General features: G+C 63.8%; 19 protein-coding genes. 6 read left to right on the top strand and 13 right to left on the bottom strand.

Annotated features, from left to right (window positions below):
* Window positions 1-17: 17 nt before the first annotated feature.
* Window positions 18-326 carry a DUF2794 domain-containing protein gene (locus tag AC3EC3_RS05725; RefSeq protein ID WP_488488658.1) on the top strand — a complete coding sequence of 103 codons (309 nt, stop codon included), beginning with the start codon at window positions 18-20 and terminating at the stop codon, window positions 324-326.
* A 10-nt stretch (window positions 327-336) separates the two neighbouring features.
* Here AC3EC3_RS05725 and AC3EC3_RS05720 read toward each other — a convergent pair whose 3' ends face one another.
* The gene (locus AC3EC3_RS05720; RefSeq protein ID WP_488489212.1) at window positions 337-966 is read right to left on the bottom strand and encodes a DUF4328 domain-containing protein; all 630 of its coding nucleotides are present in this window, start codon (window positions 964-966) and stop codon (window positions 337-339) included.
* 315 nt (window positions 967-1,281) lie between these two features.
* Here AC3EC3_RS05720 and purS point away from each other — a divergent pair, with 315 nt between their 5' ends.
* Together purS and purQ are read left to right on the top strand one after the other, a co-directional pair.
* Complete coding sequence (gene purS, locus AC3EC3_RS05715) at window positions 1,282-1,518, top strand: phosphoribosylformylglycinamidine synthase subunit PurS (protein WP_488488657.1); 237 nt, start codon at window positions 1,282-1,284, stop codon at window positions 1,516-1,518.
* A complete protein-coding gene (purQ, locus tag AC3EC3_RS05710; protein WP_488488656.1) occupies window positions 1,515-2,192 on the top strand; it encodes a phosphoribosylformylglycinamidine synthase subunit PurQ in 678 nt (225 codons plus the stop codon). Before purS ends, purQ begins: the two co-directional genes overlap by 4 nt.
* 65 nt (window positions 2,193-2,257) lie before the next feature.
* On the opposite strand, the gene AC3EC3_RS05705 is transcribed toward purQ, so the two are convergent.
* From AC3EC3_RS05705 to glmU, 5 genes are all read right to left on the bottom strand, one after another.
* Window positions 2,258-4,447 (bottom strand): putative bifunctional diguanylate cyclase/phosphodiesterase, encoded by a 2,190-nt coding sequence (locus AC3EC3_RS05705; RefSeq protein ID WP_488488655.1) that lies wholly within the window; start codon window positions 4,445-4,447, stop codon window positions 2,258-2,260.
* 362 nt (window positions 4,448-4,809) lie between these two features.
* Window positions 4,810-6,633 carry a glutamine--fructose-6-phosphate transaminase (isomerizing) gene (gene glmS / locus AC3EC3_RS05700; protein WP_488488654.1) on the bottom strand — a complete coding sequence of 608 codons (1,824 nt, stop codon included), beginning with the start codon at window positions 6,631-6,633 and terminating at the stop codon, window positions 4,810-4,812.
* Window positions 6,634-6,768: 135 nt separating this feature from the next.
* Window positions 6,769-7,035 carry a hypothetical protein gene (locus tag AC3EC3_RS05695; protein WP_488488653.1) on the bottom strand — a complete coding sequence of 89 codons (267 nt, stop codon included), beginning with the start codon at window positions 7,033-7,035 and terminating at the stop codon, window positions 6,769-6,771.
* Window positions 7,036-7,112: 77 nt separating this feature from the next.
* A complete protein-coding gene (locus tag AC3EC3_RS05690; RefSeq protein WP_488488652.1) occupies window positions 7,113-7,940 on the bottom strand; it encodes a TIGR00266 family protein in 828 nt (275 codons plus the stop codon).
* 23 nt (window positions 7,941-7,963) lie between these two features.
* Window positions 7,964-9,334 (bottom strand): bifunctional UDP-N-acetylglucosamine diphosphorylase/glucosamine-1-phosphate N-acetyltransferase GlmU, encoded by a 1,371-nt coding sequence (gene glmU / locus AC3EC3_RS05685; RefSeq protein ID WP_488489211.1) that lies wholly within the window; start codon window positions 9,332-9,334, stop codon window positions 7,964-7,966.
* 59 nt (window positions 9,335-9,393) lie between these two features.
* Here glmU and AC3EC3_RS05680 point away from each other — a divergent pair, with 59 nt between their 5' ends.
* The gene (locus AC3EC3_RS05680) at window positions 9,394-10,065 is read left to right on the top strand and encodes an HAD-IA family hydrolase (protein ID WP_488488651.1); all 672 of its coding nucleotides are present in this window, start codon (window positions 9,394-9,396) and stop codon (window positions 10,063-10,065) included.
* Window positions 10,066-10,182: 117 nt separating this feature from the next.
* Here the strand turns inward: AC3EC3_RS05680 and AC3EC3_RS05675 are convergent, their stop codons facing one another.
* The 3 genes from AC3EC3_RS05675 to purC form a co-directional block, all read right to left on the bottom strand.
* Complete coding sequence (locus AC3EC3_RS05675) at window positions 10,183-11,022, bottom strand: aldo/keto reductase (RefSeq protein ID WP_488488650.1); 840 nt, start codon at window positions 11,020-11,022, stop codon at window positions 10,183-10,185.
* 131 nt (window positions 11,023-11,153) lie between these two features.
* Window positions 11,154-14,033 carry a M16 family metallopeptidase gene (locus tag AC3EC3_RS05670; protein WP_488488649.1) on the bottom strand — a complete coding sequence of 960 codons (2,880 nt, stop codon included), beginning with the start codon at window positions 14,031-14,033 and terminating at the stop codon, window positions 11,154-11,156.
* A gap of 146 nt (window positions 14,034-14,179) precedes the next feature.
* Window positions 14,180-14,962: a phosphoribosylaminoimidazolesuccinocarboxamide synthase gene (gene purC / locus AC3EC3_RS05665; RefSeq protein WP_488488648.1), complete on the bottom strand. Its 783-nt coding sequence runs from the start codon at window positions 14,960-14,962 to the stop codon at window positions 14,180-14,182.
* Window positions 14,963-15,140: 178 nt separating this feature from the next.
* Here purC and AC3EC3_RS05660 point away from each other — a divergent pair, with 178 nt between their 5' ends.
* Entirely contained in the window at window positions 15,141-15,767 is a 627-nt protein-coding gene (locus AC3EC3_RS05660) for a GNAT family N-acetyltransferase (protein ID WP_488488647.1), read from the top strand.
* A gap of 119 nt (window positions 15,768-15,886) precedes the next feature.
* On the top strand, window positions 15,887-16,459 hold the full coding sequence (locus AC3EC3_RS05655; protein ID WP_488488646.1) for a nucleotidyltransferase family protein: 573 nt from the start codon (window positions 15,887-15,889) through the stop codon (window positions 16,457-16,459).
* Between the two features lie 54 nt (window positions 16,460-16,513).
* Here the strand turns inward: AC3EC3_RS05655 and AC3EC3_RS05650 are convergent, their stop codons facing one another.
* From AC3EC3_RS05650 to AC3EC3_RS05635, 4 genes are read right to left on the bottom strand one after another with little or no spacing between them, the layout of a single operon-like run.
* Window positions 16,514-16,981 carry a low molecular weight protein-tyrosine-phosphatase gene (locus AC3EC3_RS05650; protein WP_488488645.1) on the bottom strand — a complete coding sequence of 156 codons (468 nt, stop codon included), beginning with the start codon at window positions 16,979-16,981 and terminating at the stop codon, window positions 16,514-16,516.
* A 32-nt stretch (window positions 16,982-17,013) separates the two neighbouring features.
* A complete protein-coding gene (locus tag AC3EC3_RS05645; protein ID WP_488488644.1) occupies window positions 17,014-18,933 on the bottom strand; it encodes a response regulator in 1,920 nt (639 codons plus the stop codon).
* Window positions 18,923-19,780 carry a CheR family methyltransferase gene (locus AC3EC3_RS05640; protein ID WP_488488643.1) on the bottom strand — a complete coding sequence of 286 codons (858 nt, stop codon included), beginning with the start codon at window positions 19,778-19,780 and terminating at the stop codon, window positions 18,923-18,925. The genes AC3EC3_RS05645 and AC3EC3_RS05640 overlap by 11 nt, the downstream gene beginning before the upstream one ends.
* Entirely contained in the window at window positions 19,780-22,893 is a 3,114-nt protein-coding gene (locus tag AC3EC3_RS05635; RefSeq protein WP_488488642.1) for a response regulator, read from the bottom strand. The genes AC3EC3_RS05640 and AC3EC3_RS05635 overlap by 1 nt, the downstream gene beginning before the upstream one ends.
* Between the last annotated feature and the right edge of the window lie 164 nt (window positions 22,894-23,057).

The raw sequence follows: 23,057 nt of genomic DNA, 5'->3' as shown, positions 1-23,057 counted from the left end.
TTCCCTTTCCGCCGCGCATGCCCTTGCAGATCGGTTTCGATCGCATGGAACTCCAGCGCATTCTCGATCTCTATGGTCGCATGGTCGCCGCCGGTCTGTGGCGCGACTATGCGATGGATTTCGACAAGGAAGCCGCCCACTTCTCGGCCTTTCGCCGCGCCGCCGAGCGTCCGCAGGCCCGCGTGGAAAAGCGTCCGGCACTGCGCGGCAAGCAGGGCATGTGGACGCTGTTCGGCGAGGCGGGGCAGATCCTCAAGCGTGGCCACGAACTCGCCAACATCCTTAGCCCGCTGGAGCGCAAGCTGCTGAAAGTGGTGGACGATTGAGCTTTCGCGGTCAGGCGAAGACTTCCGTTGCAGTCAGGATGTTCGCTTGCGCCGACGTAACGGCCCTGATGATGCGCAAAAGGCACCAGGCCGAAACGATAAGAACGATGCTGCCAACAAGATCGAGCACGTATCCGCCGGTCCCGAGCTCACCAAGTCGTGTGCTCATGTTCTTCAGCAATCCGCCGATCAGATAGCCGCCCCACCATGGAATGAGTTCCGGCGGCGTCTCGCTGTTGAAGTTGTCGCCGGTATTGTGGCTGATGGTCCAGAGCTCTCGCATGGCTTGGAGCGGCTTGAACAGATTGGCGACAGGCACGAAAAACCAGCCCACCGACCAGCCGGGGCTGTATTCGAGACCCTCGATGCCGGCTGCGAACAGATTGGCATGGGCGCGGTAGATCCACATGCTCACCACGATGACCGAAATGAAAAATACAGCGATGTAGGCTACTGCGACCATACTGCCGATGGCGCTAGCCGCGTTCAGGTTCTCAGGGCGATCGAAGTTTACCGCTCCGTTGATAAGCCCCAGCGCCAGAAGCATCATCATAGCGCAGAGCGCGATATAAACGACAATAGCGGCGGATGCGACGCGCGATCGTCGCTGGAGCGAGGCAACGCCTTGTTCAAGCGTCATTTGTGTCACTGATAATTGCTCCCCGAAGTATTCCCGATGCCGCCCCCCGGCATGACAGAAGGGGGAGGCTGCTTCGAGGAGCCGGCCGCGTCAATCGTCGATTGCCGCAATTTAATCGGAACTCCGGTATGGCCGGCGCCTCGCGCCGCGAATTCGGTGGCGCTGGCGGCAGTATCCGAAGCTAGGGGCAAGTCCTGAGTGTGGAAGGATAGCAGCAGGGGTAAGGGAACGCGGCCTTGAACCTTGCGCCGAGACGCTCGAAGGGTCATAGGCGCACGCAACGAATCTGCCTGTCATCATGCGAAAGGCCCTGCGATGAAAGTCCGCGTCCACGTCAGCCTCAAGCCAGGCGTTCTCGATCCGCAGGGTCGTGCGATCCACCACTCGCTCGAAGGTCTGGGCTTTGCGGGCGTCAACGACGTGCGCGCCGGGCGCCTGTTCGAGCTGGACGTTGCCGAGACAGTCACCGACGAGGCGCTCGACGACATGTGCCGCAAGTTGCTCGCCAACATGGTGATCGAGAACTATCGCATCGAGAAGGTCGCCGCATGAGCTTCACCTCCGCCGTCATCACCTTTCCCGGCTCCAACTGCGACCGCGACATGGCGACGGCGCTGGAGAAGGTCTCCGGCACCGCGCCGCACCGCGTGTGGCACGGCGATGCGGAGCTTCCCGAAGGTCTGGACTTCATCGGTCTGCCGGGCGGGTTCTCCTATGGCGATTACCTGCGCTGCGGGGCGATCGCGTCGCGCTCGCCGGTGATGCAGGCCGTGATCGCGGCTGCAAACCGCGGCGTGCCGGTGCTCGGCGTGTGCAACGGCTTCCAGGTGCTGACTGAAAGCGGTCTGCTGCCGGGCGCGCTGCTGCGCAACTCGGTGATCCGCTTCGTGTGCCGCGACGTGAAGCTGACGGTTGAGAACAACCAGTCGCTGTTCACCGCCGGTTATGCACAGGGTCAGGAAATCTCGATCCCCGTCGCCCACCACGATGGCAACTACCACGCCGATGCCGAGACGCTGGACCGCCTCGAAGGTGAGGGCCGCGTGGCTTTCCGCTATGCCGAGCAGGTCAACGGTTCGGCGCGCGGCATTGCCGGTGTGCTCAACGAGGCGGGGAACGTGCTGGGCATGATGCCGCATCCCGAGCGCGCTATCGAGACCACGCATGGTGGCACCGATGGCCGGGCGCTGTTCGAAAGCGCGATCCGGGGTCTGGTCGAGGCCTGATCGAGGCTTCCTGCCGGATCGACAAGAGGGCCGCCTGCTGATCCGGCAGGTGGCCTTTTTTTGTGTCAGGCCTGCTGGGCGTTCCGGGTGCGGAACAGAGAACGGGCATCGCTGGCGCTCATCGGGCGACCGAACAGGAAGCCCTGGACATTGCGGCAGCCAAGAGCGCGGATCATGTCGAGGTCCCGCTGGGTTTCGACACCTTCGGCGGTGGTAGAGAGTTCGAGACTTTCCGCCATCGCCACCACCGCGCGGATGATCGCCAGGCTTTCGACACTGCCGTCCGAGACGCCCCGAACGAACGAGCGGTCGACCTTGATCGTCGAAAACCGCAACTGGCGCAGGTAGCCGAGCGCAGAGTAGCCGGTGCCGAAATCGTCGAGCGCAATCCGGCAGCCCAGTGCCATGGCCTGCTCCAGCGTAGCCTGCGCCTGTACGGCATCGCGCACGAAGATGCTTTCGGTGACTTCCAGTTCGAGGCGGTGCGGGGAAAGGCCGGTCTCGCTGAGTACAGACACCAGTGTGTCGCCGAAGTCGGGTGCCAGCAATTGCTCGCCCGAGACGTTGACGGCGACGCGGATATGCTCCGGCCAGTTCAGCGCCTCAAGGCATGCCTCGCGCAGCACCCACTCACCGATGGGCACGATCAGGCGGGTTTCTTCGGCGACCGGAATGAAACGGTCCGGCGGGATCAGGCCGTGATCGCGGCTGTTCCAGCGCAGCAGGGCCTCGAAGGCGACGACGTTTTCCTCGTTGGCCGCCACGACAGGCTGGAAGTTCAGGAACATTTCGTTGTTGTCGAGCGCTTGTCGCAGGGCAAATTCCAGTTGTCGGCGTTCTTCCGCCTGAACATGGAGCGCGGGTTCGTAGGTGAAGTGTCCATTGCCGCCTTTGCCCTTCGAGCGATAAAGCGCGAGATCGGCATTGCGCATCAGCGCTTCCACGCTCTGCCCGTCCCGCGGGCCGACAGAGGAGCCGACCGAAGCGCCCACGTACAATGTGTGACGGTCCACCTCGTAAGGCTGCGAGAGGCGGGTGATGATCTTTTCGGCAACCGCACGCACTTGCGCATCGTCGCGGACATCGCGCATGACGATCGCGAACTCGTCGCCGCCGAGGCGTCCGCACAGTTCAGTCTCGCTCAACAGATCCTTCAGCCGCTCGGCTACGCGGGCCAGCAGTTGATCGCCGATATGATGGCCCAGCGTATCGTTCACCGCCTTGAAGCGGTCGAGGTCGATCATCAGGAAGGCGCAGCGGTTTTTCCAGCGTTCGACATCGGCCAGCGCTTCGGCGAGCGCGTCGGTCAGCATGGTGCGATTGGGCAGCCCGGTAAGTGTGTCGTAGCGCGCCATCCAGGCGATTCGTTCAGAGCTTTCGCGGGCCTCGGTAACGTCCGAGCCGACGCCGCGAAAACCTTCGAATACGCCGCTCGTATCGAAACGCGGGGTTCCGGAAAGTTCCCACCAGCGCCATTCTTCGTCGATGTTGACGCGAACGAGCAGGTTGGAGAACGGCGCGCGATGCTTCAGTCGCTCTGCCAGTTCGTGGAGGCTGGGGGGGAAGCGTCCGGTTTCCCAGGCAGAACCTGACACCAGTTGAACGAAGGGCAGGCCTTCGGTGTCAGCGGCATGACGACCGAGCGCAAAGGCGAAGCGCGGGGAGACCGTGCGAACGCGGCGGTTCATGTCGGTTTGCCAGAGCCAATCCGCTTTGTTGTCCTCGAATTCCCGAAGCAACAGAGAGACGACTTCCTGATTTTCGTCGCGCCCGGCTTCGGCGATCCGTGCCGAGAGAAAGCGGCGGGCATTCTCCGCCGTGCCGAAGGCGATCACGGCCGTAAAGGCGAGCGAGATCGCGGTCATGTCGAACGCGCGGGCCATGGCGAAGCCGACGGCGCTGGAAAGGCCTGTCACTATGATGAACGTCAGCGCGGCGAGCGGTACTGCAGGCAGCAGCAACCCTGAGGCAGTCATGAGAACCGCGATCACGAACCACAGTTTGAGGGCCAGCATCTGTCCCAGAAATAGCGGCGTCACCAGGATCGGCATGGCCCAGACCGCCGCGTTTAGCAGGGCGGACGGCAAGGGAATTGGTTGGGCACCTGTACGGGCAGCATGGCTGGCCTTGTTGGTGAGCAGCCACAAGGACGTCAGCAGAGCCGCGATCCAACTGCCAAGGAGGGCCGGGTGTACATCGCGGACCGACAGTACCGCGGCCACGAAACCGCCTGCAAGCTGGATGGAAAGGCGCATTCCGCGCTCGCTGGCGCCGGCGTGCTGCAAAGCTCGCAAGCGGCCCCAATCGTCCATGTCTGCGCGGCGGGCGGGCGTCATCAGGCCAATGACAGCCAGCAAGGGCAGCGAGCTTGAAGGACTCGGCGAAACGGAAGCGCGCATGTTCACGGGTGCATGCATAGCCAATCAAGAGTTATCGCCCGGTAAAGCATGCGATGGACGATAAGTTTCCCGAATAGGGCGTCGTGTGACGAAATATCCGGTCTGGAGGCGCATTCGCTATAAAATGCCGCAAAATACGTGAGAATAGCAGTGTCAGGATGGGCGGCGGATACGAAGTAAGGGCGGCGGAGCAGTAAGGGCTCGCCGCCCTTTAGGGATCATTCTACCGTGACGCTCTTCGCCAGATTGCGCGGCTGATCTACGTCGGTGCCCTTAACGCAGGCTACGTGGTACGCCAGCAACTGGACCGGCACGGCATAGACCAGCGGGGCGATCAGCGGGTGGACCTTGGGCATCTCGATCGTGGCGAGGCAACCTTCGCCCGCTTCGGCGATGCCTTCGGCATCGGAGATCAGCACGACCTTGCCGCCACGCGCGCGCACTTCCTGCATGTTCGAGACGGTCTTCTCGAACAGCGGGCCGGACGGGGCGAGGACGATTACCGGGACTGCCTCGTCGATCAGCGCGATGGGGCCATGCTTCATCTCGCCCGAGGCATAGCCTTCGGCGTGGATGTAGCTGATTTCCTTGAGCTTCAGCGCGCCTTCAAGGGCTAGCGGGAAGTCCGGCCCGCGACCGAGGTACAGAACGTCGCGCGCAGGTGCGATAAGGTGCGCCATCGCCGCGATTTCCTCGTCGTGCTCCAGCGCGGCGTTGAGGCTGGCGGGCGTCTGCACCAGATGCTCGACGACGTGCATTTCCTCGTCGCGATCCATCCGCCCCTTGCAGACCGCGAGCCGCGCGGCCAGTGCCGCCAGCACCGCCAACTGGCAGGTGAAGGCCTTGGTCGAGGCGACGCCGATTTCCGGCCCGGCGTGCGTGGGCAGCAGCAGGTCGGCCTCACGCGCCATCGTGCTCGTGGGTACGTTGACGACGACGGCGATGGTCTGTCCGGCCGCCTTGCAGTGCTTGAGCGCGGCGAGGGTGTCCGCCGTCTCGCCCGATTGCGAGATAAACAGGGCCAGACCGCCCGCTTCCAGTACGGGGTCGCGATAGCGGAACTCGCTGGCCACATCGATATCGACGGGCACGCGAGCGAAGGTCTCAATCCAGTATTTGGCGACCATGCCGGCATAGAAACTGGTGCCGCACGCGACGATGGTGATGCGCTTGATGGCGGAAAGGTCGAAGTCGATCTGGGGCAGGGCGATGGACTGGTCTACAGGGCGCACGTAGCTGCGCAGGGTCTGCGCCACCACCGTGGGCTGCTCGTAGATTTCCTTCTGCATGAAGTGGCGGAAGTTGCCCTTCTCGATGGCGACGGCAGAGGCGCCCGAGGTCACGATCTCGCGCACCACGGGATTGTTCTGCGCATCGAAGATTTGCGCGCCTTCGCGGGTGATGACCACCCAGTCACCTTCCTCCAGATAGGAGATGCGCTGCGTCAGCGGGGCCAGGGCGAGCGCGTCGGAGCCGAGATAGGTTTCGCCTTCTCCGTACCCCACGACCAGTGGCGAGCCGAGGCGGGCGCCGATCAGCATGTCGGGATGCCGGCGGAAGGCGATGGCCAGCGCGAAGGCGCCGCGCAACTGCGGCAGCACGGTCTTCACCGCCTCCTGCGGTGAGGCGCCTGCCTCGACCTGCTCGGACACCAGATGGGCGACCACTTCGGTGTCGGTCTGGCTCTCGAAAGTGCGACCGCGCGATTCGAGCGCCTCGCGAAGCGGGCGGAAGTTCTCGATGATTCCGTTGTGGACGAGCGCGAGTTCGGACGTGGCATGCGGATGCGCGTTGGCGGCGGTGGGAGCGCCGTGGGTCGCCCAGCGGGTATGGGCGATGCCGATCAGGCCGGGGGCGGGGTTGCGCGCCAGTTCCGTGACGAGATTGAGCAGTTTGCCTTCGGCGCGACGGCGCACGAGCTGGCCGTCATCGACAGTACACACGCCCGCGCTGTCGTAGCCGCGATATTCCATGCGGCGCAGGCCATCGACGAGACGCTCGGCAACGGGTTCCTTGCCGACAATTCCGATAATTCCGCACATAGGGCCGTGTTTCTTGCTGCTCCGCGCCGGGGTGGCCGCGAAAGGGAGGGGGTAGGGCGTAAGGCCCGCTTCAGCGACCTTACGATCCGCCCCCTGCACCTGCAATGCTGTGTGAAGGCTTAACAGCCTGACGGGTCAGCCAAGAGGGGGGCGACTTGCCTTTCGACCGGCCTGATGGAAGAATCCGCCGACGATCAGCAGTGCAATGGCGATCCAAAGGGCATTGTTGCCTCGCGCCGCGGCGGCGTGATCGCAGAAAATTCGCACCTCAAAGAAGGTCGAGCCCGGTGCGGTGTAGCAGCGCGTCAGCAACGTCCAGGCGAATACCGCGATTCCAAGAGCGGCACCGGCCCAGCAAAACCAGGCCAAAAATCGCAGGGCATCCTTGAACGAGATCGGCACGGGGTTGGGGCTCCGGCATTGCGAATAGTGAAGGCCGCGCTGTTATCCGCCAATTCGTAACGTCAGGTAAATAAACTTCAATCGCCGTCGATGAAATCACCCAGTGGACCAAGTATCGAGCCTTCCCCGCGCCGTTGACCGCCGGGCAGGGCGGCGGAAAGCATGCGCCCGGCAAGTCGCGAGAAGGGCATCGACTGGATCCACACCTTGCCGGGACCACGCAGCCGGGCGAAGAATACGCCCTCGCCACCGAAGATCATCGATTTGACCGAGCCTGCCCGGATCACGTCGAAGTCGACGCTTGCCGTCATGGCTGCCACGCACCCGGTATCAACATGCAGTTCCTCGCCAGGTGCCAGTTCGCGCTCGACCACCATGCCGCCCATTTGAACGAAGACCATGCCGTCGCCATCGAGGCGCTGCATGATAAAGCCTTCGCCGCCGAACAGACCTGTCATGATCTTCTGTTGGAAGTGGATGCCCATCTGCACCCCTCGCGCGGCGCAAAGGAACGCATCCTTCTGGCAGATCAGCCGGCCGCCCACGTCGGTCAGCCGGATCGGCAGGATGGTGCCGGGTACGGGCGCCGCAAATGCGACGCGGGCCTTGCCGGTGCCGTGGTGGGTGAAGACGGTCGTGAACAGGCTCTCGCCCGTGACCAGCCGCTTGCCCGCGCCCAGCAGCTTGCCCATGAAGCCGCCGCCCTGCTGGCCCGAACCGTCACCGAACACGGTCGTCATCTCGATCGAGGCGTCCTTCCATACCATCGCGCCCGCTTCGGCGACGGCGCTTTCGCCGGGATCGAGTTCGATCTCGACGAACTGGAGTTCCTGGCCCCGGATTTCGTAATCGACCTCATCGGCGTCGGTCGTGCGGCGGCTCTGGCCCCAGGGACTGTCGGACATGGAGTGCTCCTAAACGGAAAGGTTCAGTTCTCGGCCTTTTCGGCTTTCTTCTTCTTCATCGCATCGTGGAAGGCGTCGGCCCAGCCGGGCTTGACCAGTTGTTCGGCGCGCACGATGCGCAACTCGCCATCACCCACGTCGCGCGTGACAGTGCTGCCCGCAGCGACGATGGCGTCGCTGCCGATCTTCACCGGTGCCACCAGCGCGCTGTTCGAGCCCACGAAGGCCCGTTCGCCGATAACCGTCCGGTGCTTGAAATAGCCGTCATAGTTGCAGGTGATCGTGCCTGCGCCGATGTTCGCGCCCGCGCCGACCGTGGCATCGCCCAGATAGGTCAGGTGGTTGGCCTTGGCGCCTTCGCCCAACTGGGCGTTCTTGATCTCGACGAAGTTGCCCACTTTCGAGCCCTTGCGCAGTACTGCGCCGGGGCGCAGTCGCGCATAGGGACCGATCGAGACGCCGCTCTCCAGCATCGCGCCTTCCAGATGCGAGAAGGCGTGGATCACCACATTGTCGGCAACGGTGACGCCGGGGCCGAACACCACGTTGGGTTCCACCGTCACGTCGCGGCCCAGCTGCGTGTCCCAGCTGAAGAACACCGTTTCAGGCGCGATGAGCGTCGCACCGTCGACCATCGCGGCCTCGCGGCGCCGCACCTGCCAGCGCGCTTCGGCGCCTGCCAGTTCGCCGCGGCTGTTGATACCCGCCACTTCGTCGGGATTGTCGGTGGCGATCACCGCGCAGGGCTTGCCTTCCAGCGTAGCGACATTGACGATATCGACGAGGTAGTATTCGCCCTGCGCATTGTCGTTGCCGACGCGGGCGAGCAAGTCGAACAGGTCGGCGCTGCCCACCGCCATCAGCCCGGAATTACAAAGCCTGCAGGCGCGCTGTTCGTCGCTGGCGTCCTTGTATTCCACCATCATCGCAATCCGCCCGTCCTCATGCGCGAGGATGCGCCCATACTGCAGCGGATCTTCGGGCTCGAAGCCGAGCACAACCACCGCCGGAGCATCGGCCTCATGTAGACGTGCGATCATCGCCTGCATGGTTTCGGGGCGTACGAACGGCACGTCGCCATAGAGAATCAGCACGTCGCCCGTGAAGTCCGCCAGCGCTTCGTACGCCTGCTGAACCGCGTGACCGGTGCCGAGCTGCGGCTCCTGCACGGCGATCGTCGCGCGGGTGCCGAGTGCTTTTTCCAGCTGCTCGCGCCCGTGCCCGGCGACTACCACCTGCCGCTGCGGCGCCAACTGTGCGGCGCTGGCCAGCAGATGCTCCAGCATTGGACGACCGGCGATGGGATGCAGTACCTTGTGCAGGTCGCTTTTCATGCGGGTGCCCTTGCCGGCGGCAAGGACGACGATAGCGAGGGGGGCAGTGTCCGTGGTCATCATCCTCGTTTGCCAGCAAAGTGTTGCAGTTTCCATCCCGAGGTTGCACCACACCGGCAATGACTTTGTTTCCCTTTGATATCGTTGGTTTCGACCTCGACGGAACCCTGCTCGACAGCCATCGCGACCTTGCCGGTGCCGTCAACCACGCGCTGTCGCTGGCGGGCCGCGCGCCGCTTCTCGACGATGCCGTGCGCGATCTGATCGGCGGCGGCACCCGCGTCATGCTGCACAAGGCGCTGGAGGTCACCGGCGGTCCACTTCCCGAAGAGCAGATGCCCGCGCTCTATGAGGCGCTGATGGTCTGGTACGAAGCGCATATGACCGATCTGTCACGCTTTTATCCGGGGGCCGAGGCGATGCTCGACGATCTCGCCGCACGCGGTGTGAAGCTGGCGGTCGTTACCAACAAGCTGGAGCGGCTCGCGACGAAAATCCTCGACGATCTCGGCCAGCGCCATCGTTTCTTCACGGTGATCGGCGGCGATACACTGGGGCTGGGGCGCAGCAAACCTGCGCCCGATCTGCTCGACCTGATGATCGAGCGGGCGGGGGGCGGAAGAGCGGCCTATGTGGGAGATAGCAGCTTCGATACCGGCGCGGCGAAAGCGGCGGGGTTGCCCTGCGTGGTTGTCAGCTTCGGTTTCAACGATGGCGACCCCGCCGCACTGGGCGGCACGGCTGTGATCGACGGGTTCGAGGAACTGGTGCCGTTATTGTCGAAGCTTTGAGATGCAGCGCCGGCCTCGCCCCCACCCGGCCTCCCATAGCATACTGTCGTCGGGAGGCCGGGTGGGGGCGAGCGCTCGTGCCGATGAAATTCGCCTACAGCGAATTTCCAAGCAATCTCAGTGCCCGAAGCTGTCGGCGTCGATGATCTCGGCATCGGGCTGGCCAAGGCCGTTCAGCGTTTCCATCTCGTCGTCCTTCAGCTCGAACTCGAAGACGTCGAGGTTCTCGATCTGGCGCTGCGGATTGCCGGACTTGGGCACCGGCAGATAGCTGGACTGGATGTGCCAGCGCAGCACGATCTGCGCGGGCGTGCGGTCATGCGCTTGCGCGATGGCAGTGATCGCCGGATCGCCCAGCAGGCTGTCGCCGCGTCCGATCGGGCTCCAGGTTTCGGTGGCGATGCCGTTTCCTTCGTGGAAGGCGACGATATCGTCGCGGCGGCGATAGGGGTCGAGCTGGATTTGGTTGAGCTGCGGCACATGACCTGCCGCCAGCAGCTTTTCGAGATGCGGGATCTTGAAGTTTGAAGTGCCCAGCGCGCGCACCAGCCCCTGTTCGCGCAACCGCTCCATGCCCTCATAGGCTGCGACATAGCGGTCCTGATCGGGGTTGGGCCAGTGGATCAGCAGCAGGTCGATATAGTCGAGCCCAAGGCGCTTGAGGCTGGCCTTGCAGGCCTCCTGCACGCCTTCAACCGAATGCCATTCGCGGTTGAACTTGGTGGTGACGAAGATCTCCTCCCGCGCAACACTGCTGGTGCGGATGCCTTCGCCCACGCTCTGCTCGTTCTTGTAATTCTCGGCGGTGTCGATCAGCCGATAGCCCGCCTCGATAGCGGTGCGCACGGCGTTCTCCGCCTCGGTATTCTCCATCGGCCAGGTCCCCAGACCCAGGCGAGGAATCTCGACGCCGTTGTTCAGGCGCTGGACGGGGGCGGAGGAAAGCGTGACGGTCATCTGGAGAGCCTCATCTTTTGCGATGCAACATGCGCGAGTTAAGAACCGGGTCTGCCATTGGAATGGATGCACCTGCATCTGTCTACAAACCGTGCTTCCTTCGCGATGAAACGAAATGACCGTGTGCGGTGTCAGCCGACCGATTGGGGCACGTCCTTGGGGATCACCAGCACCTCAAGTCCCTGATCGGGCGTCAGATAGCGCTCCGCCATGGCTTCGACATCGGCAGCGGTGAGCGCGGAAAGGCGCTGTGCTGCCTGCTGGAAGCGGTCGATCCGGTCCGAGCGGCTCTGCGCGCGCCCGACCAGACCCAGCCATCCGGCATTGGTCTTGAGCGCGTTCTGGAAGCCTTCGAGCATCGGTGCGCGGGCGCGCAGCAGCACGTCGGCGCTGACCGGCTCGCTACCCAGCCGGGCAACGACACGCTCGATCGCCGCCTTGGTCGCGGCCACATCGCTGACGCTGATCGAGGCTGAGATCGAGAAGGTGCCATAACCCTTCCAGTCGCGGGACAGGTCGCTGCTGGCGGATGGTGAATAGGTCTTGCCCAGAGCCTCGCGCAGTTCGTCGGTGAGTTCGATCCGCATCACGCTTTCAAGCAGTTCGAGCTTCATCGCCTCCACCGGATCGGCATCGTCGCGGGTCGGCCAGGTGATCCGCATCAGCGCCTGATCTGCAGGGCCGGTGTGGCGCAGTACGCGCTCGGAGCGGTCCGCCGAGAACGTGCGCGGCGGCTGGTCGTTGTGCAGGAAGGTGTCTTCGCGCTTCGGGAGGGCGCCGAAGGTCTTGGCGACAAGCGCGATGGCCTGATCGGCATCGACATCGCCGACAAGGCCGATCTCCACCGCGCCGTGCGCCAGCCGGTCGTAGATGTCGGTCTTGAGCTTCGCGAAAGTCAGCGCGCGGTAGGCCTCGGGCGCGAGCAGCGAGAAGCGCGGGTCGTTGTCCGAAAGGATGTTGCCCAGCCTGGCCTGCATCTCCGACTGAGGGGTTGCGCCCATCTGTGCGAAGAAGGTGTTCACCTGCTGGTGATACTGGATCTCGCCTTCGGACCGATAGCCCGGATCGGTGATGAGCGCGGCCATCAGTTCCAGTTGCAGACCGAGGTCGCTGGGCGTCGTGGCAAAGCGCCCGTCGAACGAGGTGCCGCTGCTCCCCAGTGCCATGCCCACGGTATGACCCGCAGTGATCGTGTCGAGCTGGTCGAGGCTGTGCTTGCCGAGGCCGCCCTTGTCGAGATAGCTCATCATGTCGGTGGCGGTGGGATTGGCCTTCGTCTCCAGCCGGTCGCCGCCGTCGATGGCGAAGCTGGCATAGATCTGGTCGTGCACCAGATCGGTATGCCGGATGTTCAGCATAACCCCGTTGGCGAAACGCACTTCGCGAATGCCGAGGCGAGGATCGACGTGATCGCTGACCACGGTGCCGGGCGTGCCGAAATCGGTATAGGCGAACGGCGTGTCGGCCTGCGTAGTATCGGATGTCAGCGGGGCGTGAAGCGCCTCGCGCCATGTCTGGCGCAGCGCCTTTTCGCCGCCTGCAGGTGCAGTGCGACCCTGGAAGCGGATCAGCGGATCGGCCAGCGGCAGGGCTTCGCGCTTCAGGGCGGCGAGTACGGCGTCGGGTGTGATCTTTGGCGCGAACTCCCGGAAACGGTCGAGCACCGACTGCGGCGTGGTTGCCACCTTGCGATCGTCGATCAGCGCTTCGGCGGCGCCGACGAGCGCGGCGTTCGAGCGGGTCGATGAGGCCGCAGCCGCGTTTTCCAGCTGCGTGCGGATATTGGCCACCTGTTCGGCGACCTCGGACGGTTTGAAGCCGTTCTCAAGCGCGTTGTGGTAGCTTTGCGTCGCGCTCTCCAGCCCCGTTTGCCACCCGCCGTCTACGGTATCGACGATCAGGCGGGTGGACCGGGCCGCCTCGAAGACGTCTCCGGTGCCGAACCCGGCGCCCTTGAACGGGGCGTCGGCGCGTCGGGCGATGCTTTGGAGCCGGCGGTTGACGATGGCATAACCGATAGAGCGTAAAAGGTTTTCCTCGCGCTGGGCCGCGCTGTCAGGCTCGTCCATCCACGCCCCGTTGCGCTGGATCGTCACCCGTTCGGACAGCGCCGGATCGAGATAGATCGACGTGCGGCCCTTGTCCTTGGACGAAACAGGTCCGCCATCGGGCTGGAGTTCAACCGGGGCCGTCTGCCAGTCCCCGAACCGCGCCTTGATCTGGGCGATGACGGCATCGGCGTCGAAGTCTCCCACGACGATCAGCGTGGCGTTTTTCGGCACATATTCGCGGCGATAGAAGGTATAGAGCGACTGCGAGGTGGCGGCATCGAGCGTTGTCTTGAGGCCGATCGGAAAGCGTTCGGAAAAGCGCGATCCGGGATAGAAGAAGCGCGTGGCATCCTGCGTGCTGCGATAGGCCCATGTGTTGCGGTCGCGCATTTCCGACAGCACCACGCCGCGTTCACGCGCCACGGCATCGGGGGCAAACGTCAGGTTTCCAGCGGTCTCGCGCATCAGCATCAGCGCGGTGCCGAGCAGTTTCGGATCGGCGCGCGGCAGGTCCAGCTTGTAATTCGTCCGGTCGAAACTCGTCGAGGCGTTGGTGTCCGCCCCGAAGGCGAGGCCATCGCGCTCCAGCAGCGGGACCATCTGGCCTTCGGGCACATTGGTCGATCCGTTGAAGGCCATGTGTTCGACAAAATGCGCGAAGCCCTGTTCGCTCGGTTCCTCGTCGAACGAGCCCACGTTCATGTCAAGCCGCACCATCGCGGTGCCCGCAGGCATGGCGTTGTGTCGTACCATGTAGCGCATGCCGTTGGGCAGGCGGCCATAGCGCCAGTCGGGGTCGAGGGGGAGATCGCTGCTCTCGAAGGCCCAGCTTGCCGGATCGGGCTTGGCAGCATGCGCGGGAGAAGTCGCCGGAACCGGTGGCGTGTGCGCGGAAATCTGCGCGCAGCCGGCGAGCAGGAGGGCGGAGAGCGAGAGTGTCGCGATTGTTCTTGCAGGCATCCTGCGGAGAAGATTTACCCGCAAGTCGCTAAAGCGCAAGGAGAATGGTTCGCAATAGTGAGGGCTCGAGAACGGTCCGGCCCGAAGGTCGCCATCGGGCGACCGGCAGGCCCCGCGCGCTTATGCGCGCGGGGCCTGCGATCCGATTATTTGCCGCGCAGCTTGCGGTGCTTCGACAGGTCGAGCACTTCGCTGGGACCATTGTCGTCCTGCAGCAGGCCGAGGCGACGGGCGACTTCCTGATAGGCTTCCTCTTCGCCGCCGAGATCGCGGCGGAAGCGGTCCTTGTCGAGCTTCTCGCCGGTGTTCATGTCCCACAGACGGCAGCCATCGGGGCTGATCTCGTCCGCCAGGATCACGCGGCTGAAGTCGCCGTCCCAGATGCGGCCGAATTCAAGCTTGAAGTCGACGAGGCGGATGTCGATGGCGGCGAACATGCCGCACATGAAATCGTTCACGCGGATCGCCATCGACGAGATGTCCTGCATCTCCTCGTTGGTGGCCCAGCCGAAGCAGGCGATGTGCTCTTCGGCGATCATCGGATCACCCAGCGCATCGTCCTTGTAGTAGTATTCGATCAGCGTGTGCGGCAGCATCTCGCCCTCGGGAATGCCGAGGCGCTTGGAGATGGAGCCGGCGGCCACGTTGCGCACCACGACCTCGATCGGGATGATCTCGACCTGACGCACCAGCTGCTCGCGCATGTTCAGGCGACGGATGAAGTGGTTGGGAACGCCGATGTGGTTGAGGCGTGAGAACACGTATTCGCTGATACGGTTGTTGATCACGCCCTTGCCCTGGATCGTGCCCTTCTTCTGGGCATTGAAGGCAGTCGCATCGTCCTTGAAATACTGGATGATCGTGCCGGGCTCGGGGCCTTCGTAGAGGATCTTGGCCTTGCCTTCGTAGATCTGGCGGCGACGGGACATGCGCTTCGTCCTTGAACAGTGAACACGGGCGTTCGAAAAGAGCGGTATCCCCGGTGCCGGGCCGCATCGCTGCGAGGACGGAGGGGCCGGGGTATTCCGGCGCGCATATAGTGCAAGCCGGTGCAAAAGCAAATCGCGCATGGGATCGGGCGATCCCATTGCGTGGTTATCGCCGGGCATGCGACGCAAGGCAAGCGAGAGGCAGGTAAAAGAGGTGACGATGGTGGAAGTGGAAAGCCTGACGGGGGCGAAAATCGCGTCTGCCATCGCAGATCTGGCGCGGCTGCGCATCGCGGTCTTTGCGGAGTGGCCCTATCTCTATGAGGGCGATCTTGCCCATGAGGGCGAATATCTGCGCGAATTCGCGGCAGCGCCGGGCGCGGTGCTGGTGGTGGCGAGAGCGGGTGGGGTGGTCGTGGGGGCGGCGACGGCGGCGCCGATGGCAGGGCAGAAAGCGGCGTTCAGCGCACCGTTCCGGGAGGCCGGACTCGATATCGAACATTTGTTCTATTTCGGCGAATCGGTCCTGCTGCCGTCCTGGCGCGGGCAGGGGGTGGGTCATGCCTTCTTCGATCATCGCGAACGGCATGCACAGGCGAGTGGCGCGCGAATGGCGACTTTCGCAGCCGTGGAGCGTCCGGTCGATCACCCCGCGCGTCCCCAGGGCTACGTGCCGCTCGACCGGTTCTGGACGGGGCGAGGCTACCGGCGCGAAGATGCGCTCAGCACGACCTTGCGCTGGAAGGACAAGGGCGAGAGCGTAGAAAGCGAGAAGCCGATGCGTTATTGGTTACGCCGGTTTTAGGTGCGCGTGGGCATGTTGACGTCTACTAGAAGGCCAACATGGGTGGAAAGCGCTCGGGCAGGTGACGGCTCTTAAAATAGGCAAAGCGGTCGTTTGCGGAAGTTGCTAAGGCGTTCTGCATGGATCAAATCGCCGTCCTTCAAACTCTCATGATGAGCGATCCTCTACGGCGCAGGGCGCTAGAGGTTGTGTCGACGTTTGACCTACCCGATTGTTGGATCGGTGCGGGCTTTGTCCGCGACGCCCTTTGGGACCACCTTCACGGGTATGCGGTGACGACACCGAAGGGCGATGTTGATGTCATCTGGTATGATGACGCCTTGCCGCAGGCCGATCTTGACGAACGTATTGAGAAGGAGTTGCGGCGCGCAATGCCGAGCCTGCTATGGTCAGTGAAAAATCAGGCCCGTATGCACCTTCGCAATGGGGATGCCCCCTATACCTCAGCGGGTGATGCTATGCGACATTGGCCTGAGACGGCAACGGCGGTTGCAGTTCGGCTAGGATCGTCGGGCGCAATGGAGATTAACGCACCTCTTGGGCTTGATGACCTGTTCGCGCTACGGCTGCGGCCGACGACACACTTCCTCACTGACAAGCTCCCAATTTTCGTTGACCGGGTTTCTTCGAAGCGCTGGATAGACCGTTATCCAAGGCTCTCGCTTGAAAAGGCAGCTATCCGGGCTTCGTGAGAGGCGTTCGAGGTTCAGCTTTGGGGCGTTTGTGGACATTGCGCCATGCGACATCTACGCAAATTTGCCGAGCAGCCCTCTCGCGCCTTCCAGCACCTCGCCCCAGGTGCGTGTGAAATCGCGGGGCTCACCATAGTAGGGATCGTCGACATCGCGGCCAGCCATTCCGGGGACGTGATCCATCAGCATCGAGAGATGGGCCGTGCTGTCGTCCGGGGCCAGACGTCGAAGGTTCGCAAGGTTGGACCGGTCGAGCGCGACGATGTGATCGAAGTGATGGAAATCCTCTGCCGTGACCTGCCGCGCCGTATAGTGCGAAATGTCGATACCGTGCCGGGCCGCTTCGGCAATCGAGCGCGGGTCCGGGGCATGGCCGAGGTGCCAGGCGCCGGTTCCGGCCGAATCGATCTCCAACTGTATGCCTGCGCCACCTGCCTCGTGCCGCATGGCGGCTTCCGCCAGAGGAGAGCGGCAGATATTGCCCAGGCAGACGAACAGGATGGACGCGAGGGGACGAGACATAAGGCGTTTCCTAGTGCCTCCAAGGAGCCTCGTCAGTCGGCATTTTCAGTGCATTCGGCGGCGAGGCGCTGCAGGATCGTATGGACATCGGCGGGCAGGAACGGCTTGCCCAGCATGGGGCGGTCGCGGTGTGCTTCGGGCAGGTGCTCCCGGTCGTAGCCGCTGACGAAGGCAAAGGGGGTGCCGTTCGCGGCCAGTCGATCCGCCACGACATCCACGCGCTCGCCATTGAGATTGCCGTCGAGCAGCGCCATTTTCGGGGGGCGATGGGCGATCATCGCCAAGGCCTGTTCGCACGATGTCGCAGGCCCGATGGCAATGCCGCCGTGGTCCTCGATTTCCATGGTCAGTTCCATCGCCACCAGCGGTTCGTCCTCGACTACGAGAACGACGAACCCTTCGGTGGAGCAAGCTGCCGGTGCCAAAGCGAAAGGCGTGGATGCGTGGGAAACGGGTGTCATGACGGAGGGTGGGGCCGCAGGCGAGGCAGTTGGCGGCGGGGCTGGCCGGGAGGTGGGCGCTGCGAGGGCAGGCTGCATGTCTGAGGAAAATTCAGCCGTTGGGTGTGGCTCTGCCATGGTGTCCGGCAACGGCAGATGCATCGTCCAGACGACGCCGGAGGGCAGGAAGGCGGCTGCGATATGCGCACCATCGGATGCCATGGAACGCTCGATCAACGTCGAGCCGAAGCCGCGCCGTTCTGGTTGGGAGACTACAGGTCCACCGGCTTCGCGCCAGACGAGGTTCAGGGCTCCATGCTCCAGCGACCATTCCAGAAACACGACACCGCTCTGATTGGAGAGGGCGCCATATTTGTTCGCGTTGGTGGTCAGTTCATGCAGGATAAGCGCGAAACGCAGCGCGATCTCTGGCGGCATATCGACGTCAGGGCCAGAAAGGTGAAGTCGGTCTTCGCCCAGCGCGCCGATGGCGACCTGATCGGCGATCAGGTTGCGCAGGCCGGCGGGTGCCCAGGTCGTCTGCGACAAGGAGGAGTGCGCGCGGGCGAGCGCCTGCAAGCGGCCATTGAAGGCCTCGTGAAACTCGCTCAGTCCGCTGGCATGGCGAAGGCCCTGACTGGCGATGGCCTGGACGGTCGCCAGCGTGTTCTTTACCCGGTGGTTGAGTTCGCCGATCAGCAGCCGCTGCGTCTGTTCCGCCTCATGCCGTTCGGTGACGTCGAGCATGGCGACGGTCACGCTGGCGGGGCGCGAGCCGGTTGGCGGCAGCGAAGAGCAGTACCATTCGCCCAGCCGATCCTTGCCGTCGGCCCGCAGCATGTGCTGGTCGATCCGGGTGCGGTCGCTGTGCGGCCCCATCAGGGCGCGAAACCGCTCGGTTATCGTCGATCGGTCCTCGCTGCGCAGGAACGGCGCTTCGGTAAGGTGCAGGCCGAGCATATCGGCCTCGGTAAAGCCCAGCAGGCGTTCCGCGCTCTTGGCCCAGCGCACGATACGCAGGGATTCGTCGATTTCTAGCACGGCAAGCGGCGAGTTGTCGCCGTGCGCGCGGGTGCGGCTGAGCGCCATACCGAGTTCATCGCGCTGGCGGGCGATTTCCTGCCGCTGGCGGGCGAGTTCGACGAAGACCGCCACCTTGGAATTGAGCACATGCAGGTCGAGCGGCTTGAGCATGTAGTCCACCGCACCTGCTTCGAAGCCGCGGAAGCGGCGGCGCTCGTCGGTGGCGACGGCGGTGAGGAAGATGATCGGCACACCGCGCGTGCGCTCGGTCCCGCGCATCAGTTCGGCGAGTTCGAAGCCGTCCATCTCGGGCATCTGCACGTCGAGCAGGGCCAGTGCGAAATCCTGCCGCAGCAGCAGTTCCAGCGCTTCCATGCCCGAGCGTGCGGTAACGAGTTCGACGCCCGGCTGGTCGAGCCCGGCCTCCAGCGCGACGAGGTTTTCGCGGATATCGTCGACCGCGAGAATGCGGATCGGTTCACTCTGCAAAGGCGGCCTCCTGCGTGTCGAGGGCGTTGCGGCGGTAGATCTTGTCCTGCGGGGCGAAGTCGTTGAAACGGCGCGCCTGATCGGAGAAGTGAATGGTCTCCTTGGAGCCTAGGCCAAGGAACCCGCCGCGCGGCAGCGATCGGGCGAAGAGGTCCAGTGCACGGTCCTGCAAGGTGCGGTCGAAGTAGATCAGCACGTTGCGGCTGGAGACGAGCTGCACTTCGGAAAACACCTCGTCGCTGGCGAGGTTGTGGTCGGCGAAGACCGCCCGGCGGCGCAGTTCGGGCGAGAAGCGCGCCATGCCGTAATTGGCCGTGTAATAGTTCGACAGCGATCCCGTGCCGCCGGCCTCGATGTAGTTGCGCGAAAAACCGGCGATGCGCTCGACCTCGTACATGCCGCCCTCGGCCCGCGAGAGGGCGCCGGGGTTGATGTCGGTGCAGTAGAACATCGTGCGGTCCGACAGGCCCTCTTCGTGGAAGAGGATCGCCAGCGAGTAGAACTCCTCGCCATTGGCGCAGCCTGCCACCCAGACCTTGATCGTCGGCCACGTGCGCAGGTGAGGGATCACCTTCTCGCGCAGTGCCTTGAAGTATGTGGGGTCGCGGAACATCTCGCTGACCTGAATGGTCAGGTAGCCGATCAGCGTGGTCAGGCTGTCTGCATCGTGCAGCACACGGTCGAGCATCCGCGACATCGTGGGATAGCCGAAATGCGTCTGCGCGCGCTGCATCCGCCGGAGCAGCGAGGGGCGTGAGTAGTCGCGGAAATCGTACTGATACCGACGCCAGATCGCCTCGACCAGCAGGTCCAGCTCGATGTCCTCGATGGTCTCGCCCGTACGCATCAGCGGGGCATCCAGACACGCACGAGGCTGAGCAGCTTGTCCACGTCGAGCGGCTTGGACAAATAGTCGTTCGCACCGGCCTGAAGGCATTCCTGGTGATCGCGCGCCATGGCTTTGGCGGTGAGCGCGATGATCGGAAGCCCGGCACGGCGCGGGTCCTTGCGGATTTCGCGCATGCAGGTGAGGCCGTCCATTTCGGGCATCATCACGTCCATCAGTACAAGATCGATCGGCGAACGCTCGCCCCGTTCGGTTCTGGCCAGTTCGTCCATCGCCTCGACGCCATTGCGGGCTATGCGAACGCCCACGCCATGCGGTTCGAGCACGGCGGTGAGGGCATAGACATTGCGGATATCGTCCTCGACAACAAGGATCTGGCGGCCTTCCAGTGCGGAGTCCCGGCCCAGCGAGCGTTCGATCAGCTGGCGCTGCTCGGGCGGCAGGTCGGACACCACCTGGTGCAGGAACAGCGAAACCTCGTCGAGCAGCCGCTCGGGGCTCTTGGCGCCCTTGACGATGATCGACTTGGAATAGCGCCGCAGCCGCATTTCCTCTTCCGTCGAGAGGTCGCGGCCGGTGTAGACGATCACCGGCGGGAAGCCGAGCCTGTCGTCGCCCGAGAGCTTCTCCAGCAGGTCCAGCCCGGACATATCGGGCAGGTTGAGGTCCAGAACCATGCAGTCGAACGTCTCGGTGCCGAGGCGTTCAAGACACTGGGCTGCGCTGGAAGCGGCGATCGTCTCGACATCGCGGGTGGCGAGAAGATGGTTCACCGCCTCGGCCTGCATCGCGTCGTCCTCGACCACCAGAACACGGCGCAGACGCTGCTCCATGCGGGCTTCGAGGCCTTCCAGCATATCGACCAGCGCGTCGCGGCTGACCGGCTTGAATAGATAGCCGACCGCGCCACTGGCCAGCGCGCCGTGATCGTCGTGGTCGGCAGAGACGATGTGGACCGGGATATGGCGCGTGCGGATGTCGCGCTTGATCCGGTCCAGTACCGACAGGCCGGTGTGATCGGGCAGGTGCATGTCGAGGATCACGGCATGGGGCAGATATTGCCGCGCCAGCATCGCGCCTTCGTCTGCGGTTCCGGCGATCAGGCAGTGGAAGCCCACTTCGTGCGCCAGATCGCGCAGGATACGGGCGAAGGCCGGATCGTCCTCGACCACCAGAATGATGCGGGAATCGCCGGAGAGCGCTTCGCGGTCATCCTTGGTAGACGTTGCGTGGAGCGATGTCGTGGATCGCGGCGCTGGTGCGGCGGCTGTCGGGCGGATCGTCTCCTGTTGGCGCATTGGCGCGGGCGTGGCTTCCCCGCTCCCCGCAAATGTGCAGGGAAGCGTCAGCGTAAAGGCGCTGCCTTTGCCGGGTTCGCTTTCGAGCGATATCTGCCCACCGAGGAGGCGCGCCAGTTCGCGCGAGATCGAGAGGCCAAGGCCGGTGCCGCCATACTTGCGGGCGATGCCGCCATCGGCCTGTCGGAACGCCTCGAAGATCGCCTGCTGCTGCTCGGGTGCGATGCCGGGCCCGCTGTCACGCACGGTGAAGGCGAGCGTGTCGTTCCCGGTGCTGCGAACCGCGAGTTCGACCGAACCGGCATCGGTGAACTTGAGCGCATTCGATAGAAAATTCTTGAGGATCTGTTCGAGGCGAAGGGGATCGGTTTCCAGCGAGGCTGGTGTCTCCGGCGCCACGCTCATTGCCAGCTTCAGCCCCTTGCGCTCGGCGCCCGGCGCGAACGTGTCGCGCAGCTTGGCGAGCAGCGTGGCCAGCGAGGTCTCGTGCAGATCGAGGTCGATGCGACCGGCCTCGATCTTGGAAATGTCGAGCACGTCGTTGATGAGGGCGAGCAGATCGTTGCCCGCCGTCTCGATGGTCTCGGCAAAACGGACCTGCTCGCCCGACAGGTTGCCGGTGCGGTTGTCCGCCAGCAGTCGCGCCATGATCAGCAGCGAATTGAGCGGGGTGCGCAATTCGTGGCTCATGTTGGCGAGGAATTCGGACTTGTAGCGGCTGGCCTGTTCCAGATCGTCGGCCTGTCCGCGCAGGCGCGATTGCGCGCGCGCGAGTTCGTCACGCTGGGCTTCGAGCGAGGCGGTCTGTTCTTCGAGCTGCGCGTTCGAGCGTTCGAGTTCGGCCTGCTGCTGTTCCAGCTCGGTCTGCGAATCCAGCAATTGCTTGCTTTGCGCTTCGAGTTCGTCGTTGCTGGCGCGCAGTTCCTCGCTCTGGGCCTGCAATTCCTCGGCCTGGTTCTGGGTTTCGGCCAGCAGGTGCTCAAGGCGTGAGCGGTACTTGGCGGAACGCAGGGCAATCCCGAGTGGTCCGCCCACGAGGTCGAGGAATTCGGACACGTCCTCGGGGCGAGCGTTCGGCTGATCGAGAAAGCCCAGTTCGATTACCGCATTCACGAAGCCGTCGACCTGCGCGGCGCCAATCACGAGCGCGCGCGGCACCGCGCGGCCAAGCGCGCTGCCGATTTCGAGGTAGCCTGCCGGAACATCGGCCAGATGTATGGTCTTTCCGGTGCGGATGACTTCGCCCAGCAGACCGTCGTCCGGGGATGTTGTCCGCGGGATGTTCGCGTCCTGCGGCACGCCGACGGTAGCGATGCGGCGATACTGGCCGTCTTCATGGGCGAACAGGGCCCCGGCACTGGCCCCGAACTGTTCGGCAAGAAAGGTGATGGCGCGGTGACCCAGTTCGTCCAGCGGGACTTCACCGGCCATGGTCCGGGCCAGTTCGGCTTCAGCCACCCGCAGCGCCTGTGCATGGCGGTTGCGGTTACGGTAGTGAATGATCGACGCGCCGATGATGGCGACCAGTACGTTGGTCGCACCCGAGAGTAGCCGGTTCATGATCGCGATCGAGGCGGCTACGCCGTCAGGTGCGTAAAAATAGGCTAGCGTGACGCAACCAAGTCCACCGATTGCGGTCGCTATCGGAGCGACCGGACGTCTGCCTGCATAGGCGATAACGGTGGGCAGGAGATAGAGTACACTCACCCCGGTGCCGAGTGGCAGGGTGATGTCGGTCAGAAGGCAGAGCCCTAGAATTAGTGGCAGGGCAAAAGCGAGAAGAATCTGGGAATTCGGTCCCTGGGATGACGTCATCGGTACTCTCGCGGGGAACGGCCGCAGGCGCGCGCGGGCTGCGCCCCCCGTGCGCGCAAAGCCCCGATTTGGGGCAATAACCGACAAGTTTCGGAAAGGTTCCGCATTTTTGCTCGCAGTTGCATTATTTCTCGGTCGTTAACGATCGTGAATGTCCATTTTGG

The sequence above is a fragment of the Novosphingobium sp. BAM6 genome (genome assembly GCF_057784955.1).
The sequence above is the reverse complement of the archived record's forward strand: the minus strand, read 5'-3'. Positions and strand labels throughout refer to the sequence as shown.

Excerpts from the sequence above, each read along its gene's own strand:
- purQ (WP_488488656.1), top strand. The coding sequence starts at position 1,515 with ATGAGCTTCACCTCCGCCGTCATCACCTTTCCCGGCTCCAACTGCGAC.
- AC3EC3_RS05640 (WP_488488643.1), bottom strand. The coding sequence starts at position 19,780 with ATGCGTACGGGCGAGACCATCGAGGACATCGAGCTGGACCTGCTGGTC.
- glmU (WP_488489211.1), bottom strand. The coding sequence starts at position 9,334 with ATGACCACGGACACTGCCCCCCTCGCTATCGTCGTCCTTGCCGCCGGC.
- AC3EC3_RS05660 (WP_488488647.1), top strand. The coding sequence starts at position 15,141 with ATGCGACGCAAGGCAAGCGAGAGGCAGGTAAAAGAGGTGACGATGGTG.
- purC (WP_488488648.1), bottom strand. The coding sequence starts at position 14,962 with ATGTCCCGTCGCCGCCAGATCTACGAAGGCAAGGCCAAGATCCTCTAC.
- AC3EC3_RS05690 (WP_488488652.1), bottom strand. The coding sequence starts at position 7,940 with ATGTCCGACAGTCCCTGGGGCCAGAGCCGCCGCACGACCGACGCCGAT.
- AC3EC3_RS05720 (WP_488489212.1), bottom strand. The coding sequence starts at position 966 with ATGACGCTTGAACAAGGCGTTGCCTCGCTCCAGCGACGATCGCGCGTC.
- AC3EC3_RS05705 (WP_488488655.1), bottom strand. The coding sequence starts at position 4,447 with ATGCGCCTTTCCATCCAGCTTGCAGGCGGTTTCGTGGCCGCGGTACTG.
- AC3EC3_RS05725 (WP_488488658.1), top strand. The coding sequence starts at position 18 with ATGCCCTTGCAGATCGGTTTCGATCGCATGGAACTCCAGCGCATTCTC.
- purS (WP_488488657.1), top strand. The coding sequence starts at position 1,282 with ATGAAAGTCCGCGTCCACGTCAGCCTCAAGCCAGGCGTTCTCGATCCG.
- AC3EC3_RS05655 (WP_488488646.1), top strand. The coding sequence starts at position 15,887 with ATGGATCAAATCGCCGTCCTTCAAACTCTCATGATGAGCGATCCTCTA.
- AC3EC3_RS05635 (WP_488488642.1), bottom strand. The coding sequence starts at position 22,893 with ATGACGTCATCCCAGGGACCGAATTCCCAGATTCTTCTCGCTTTTGCC.
- AC3EC3_RS05670 (WP_488488649.1), bottom strand. The coding sequence starts at position 14,033 with ATGCCTGCAAGAACAATCGCGACACTCTCGCTCTCCGCCCTCCTGCTC.
- AC3EC3_RS05650 (WP_488488645.1), bottom strand. The coding sequence starts at position 16,981 with ATGTCTCGTCCCCTCGCGTCCATCCTGTTCGTCTGCCTGGGCAATATC.
- AC3EC3_RS05675 (WP_488488650.1), bottom strand. The coding sequence starts at position 11,022 with ATGACCGTCACGCTTTCCTCCGCCCCCGTCCAGCGCCTGAACAACGGC.
- AC3EC3_RS05680 (WP_488488651.1), top strand. The coding sequence starts at position 9,394 with ATGACTTTGTTTCCCTTTGATATCGTTGGTTTCGACCTCGACGGAACC.
- glmS (WP_488488654.1), bottom strand. The coding sequence starts at position 6,633 with ATGTGCGGAATTATCGGAATTGTCGGCAAGGAACCCGTTGCCGAGCGT.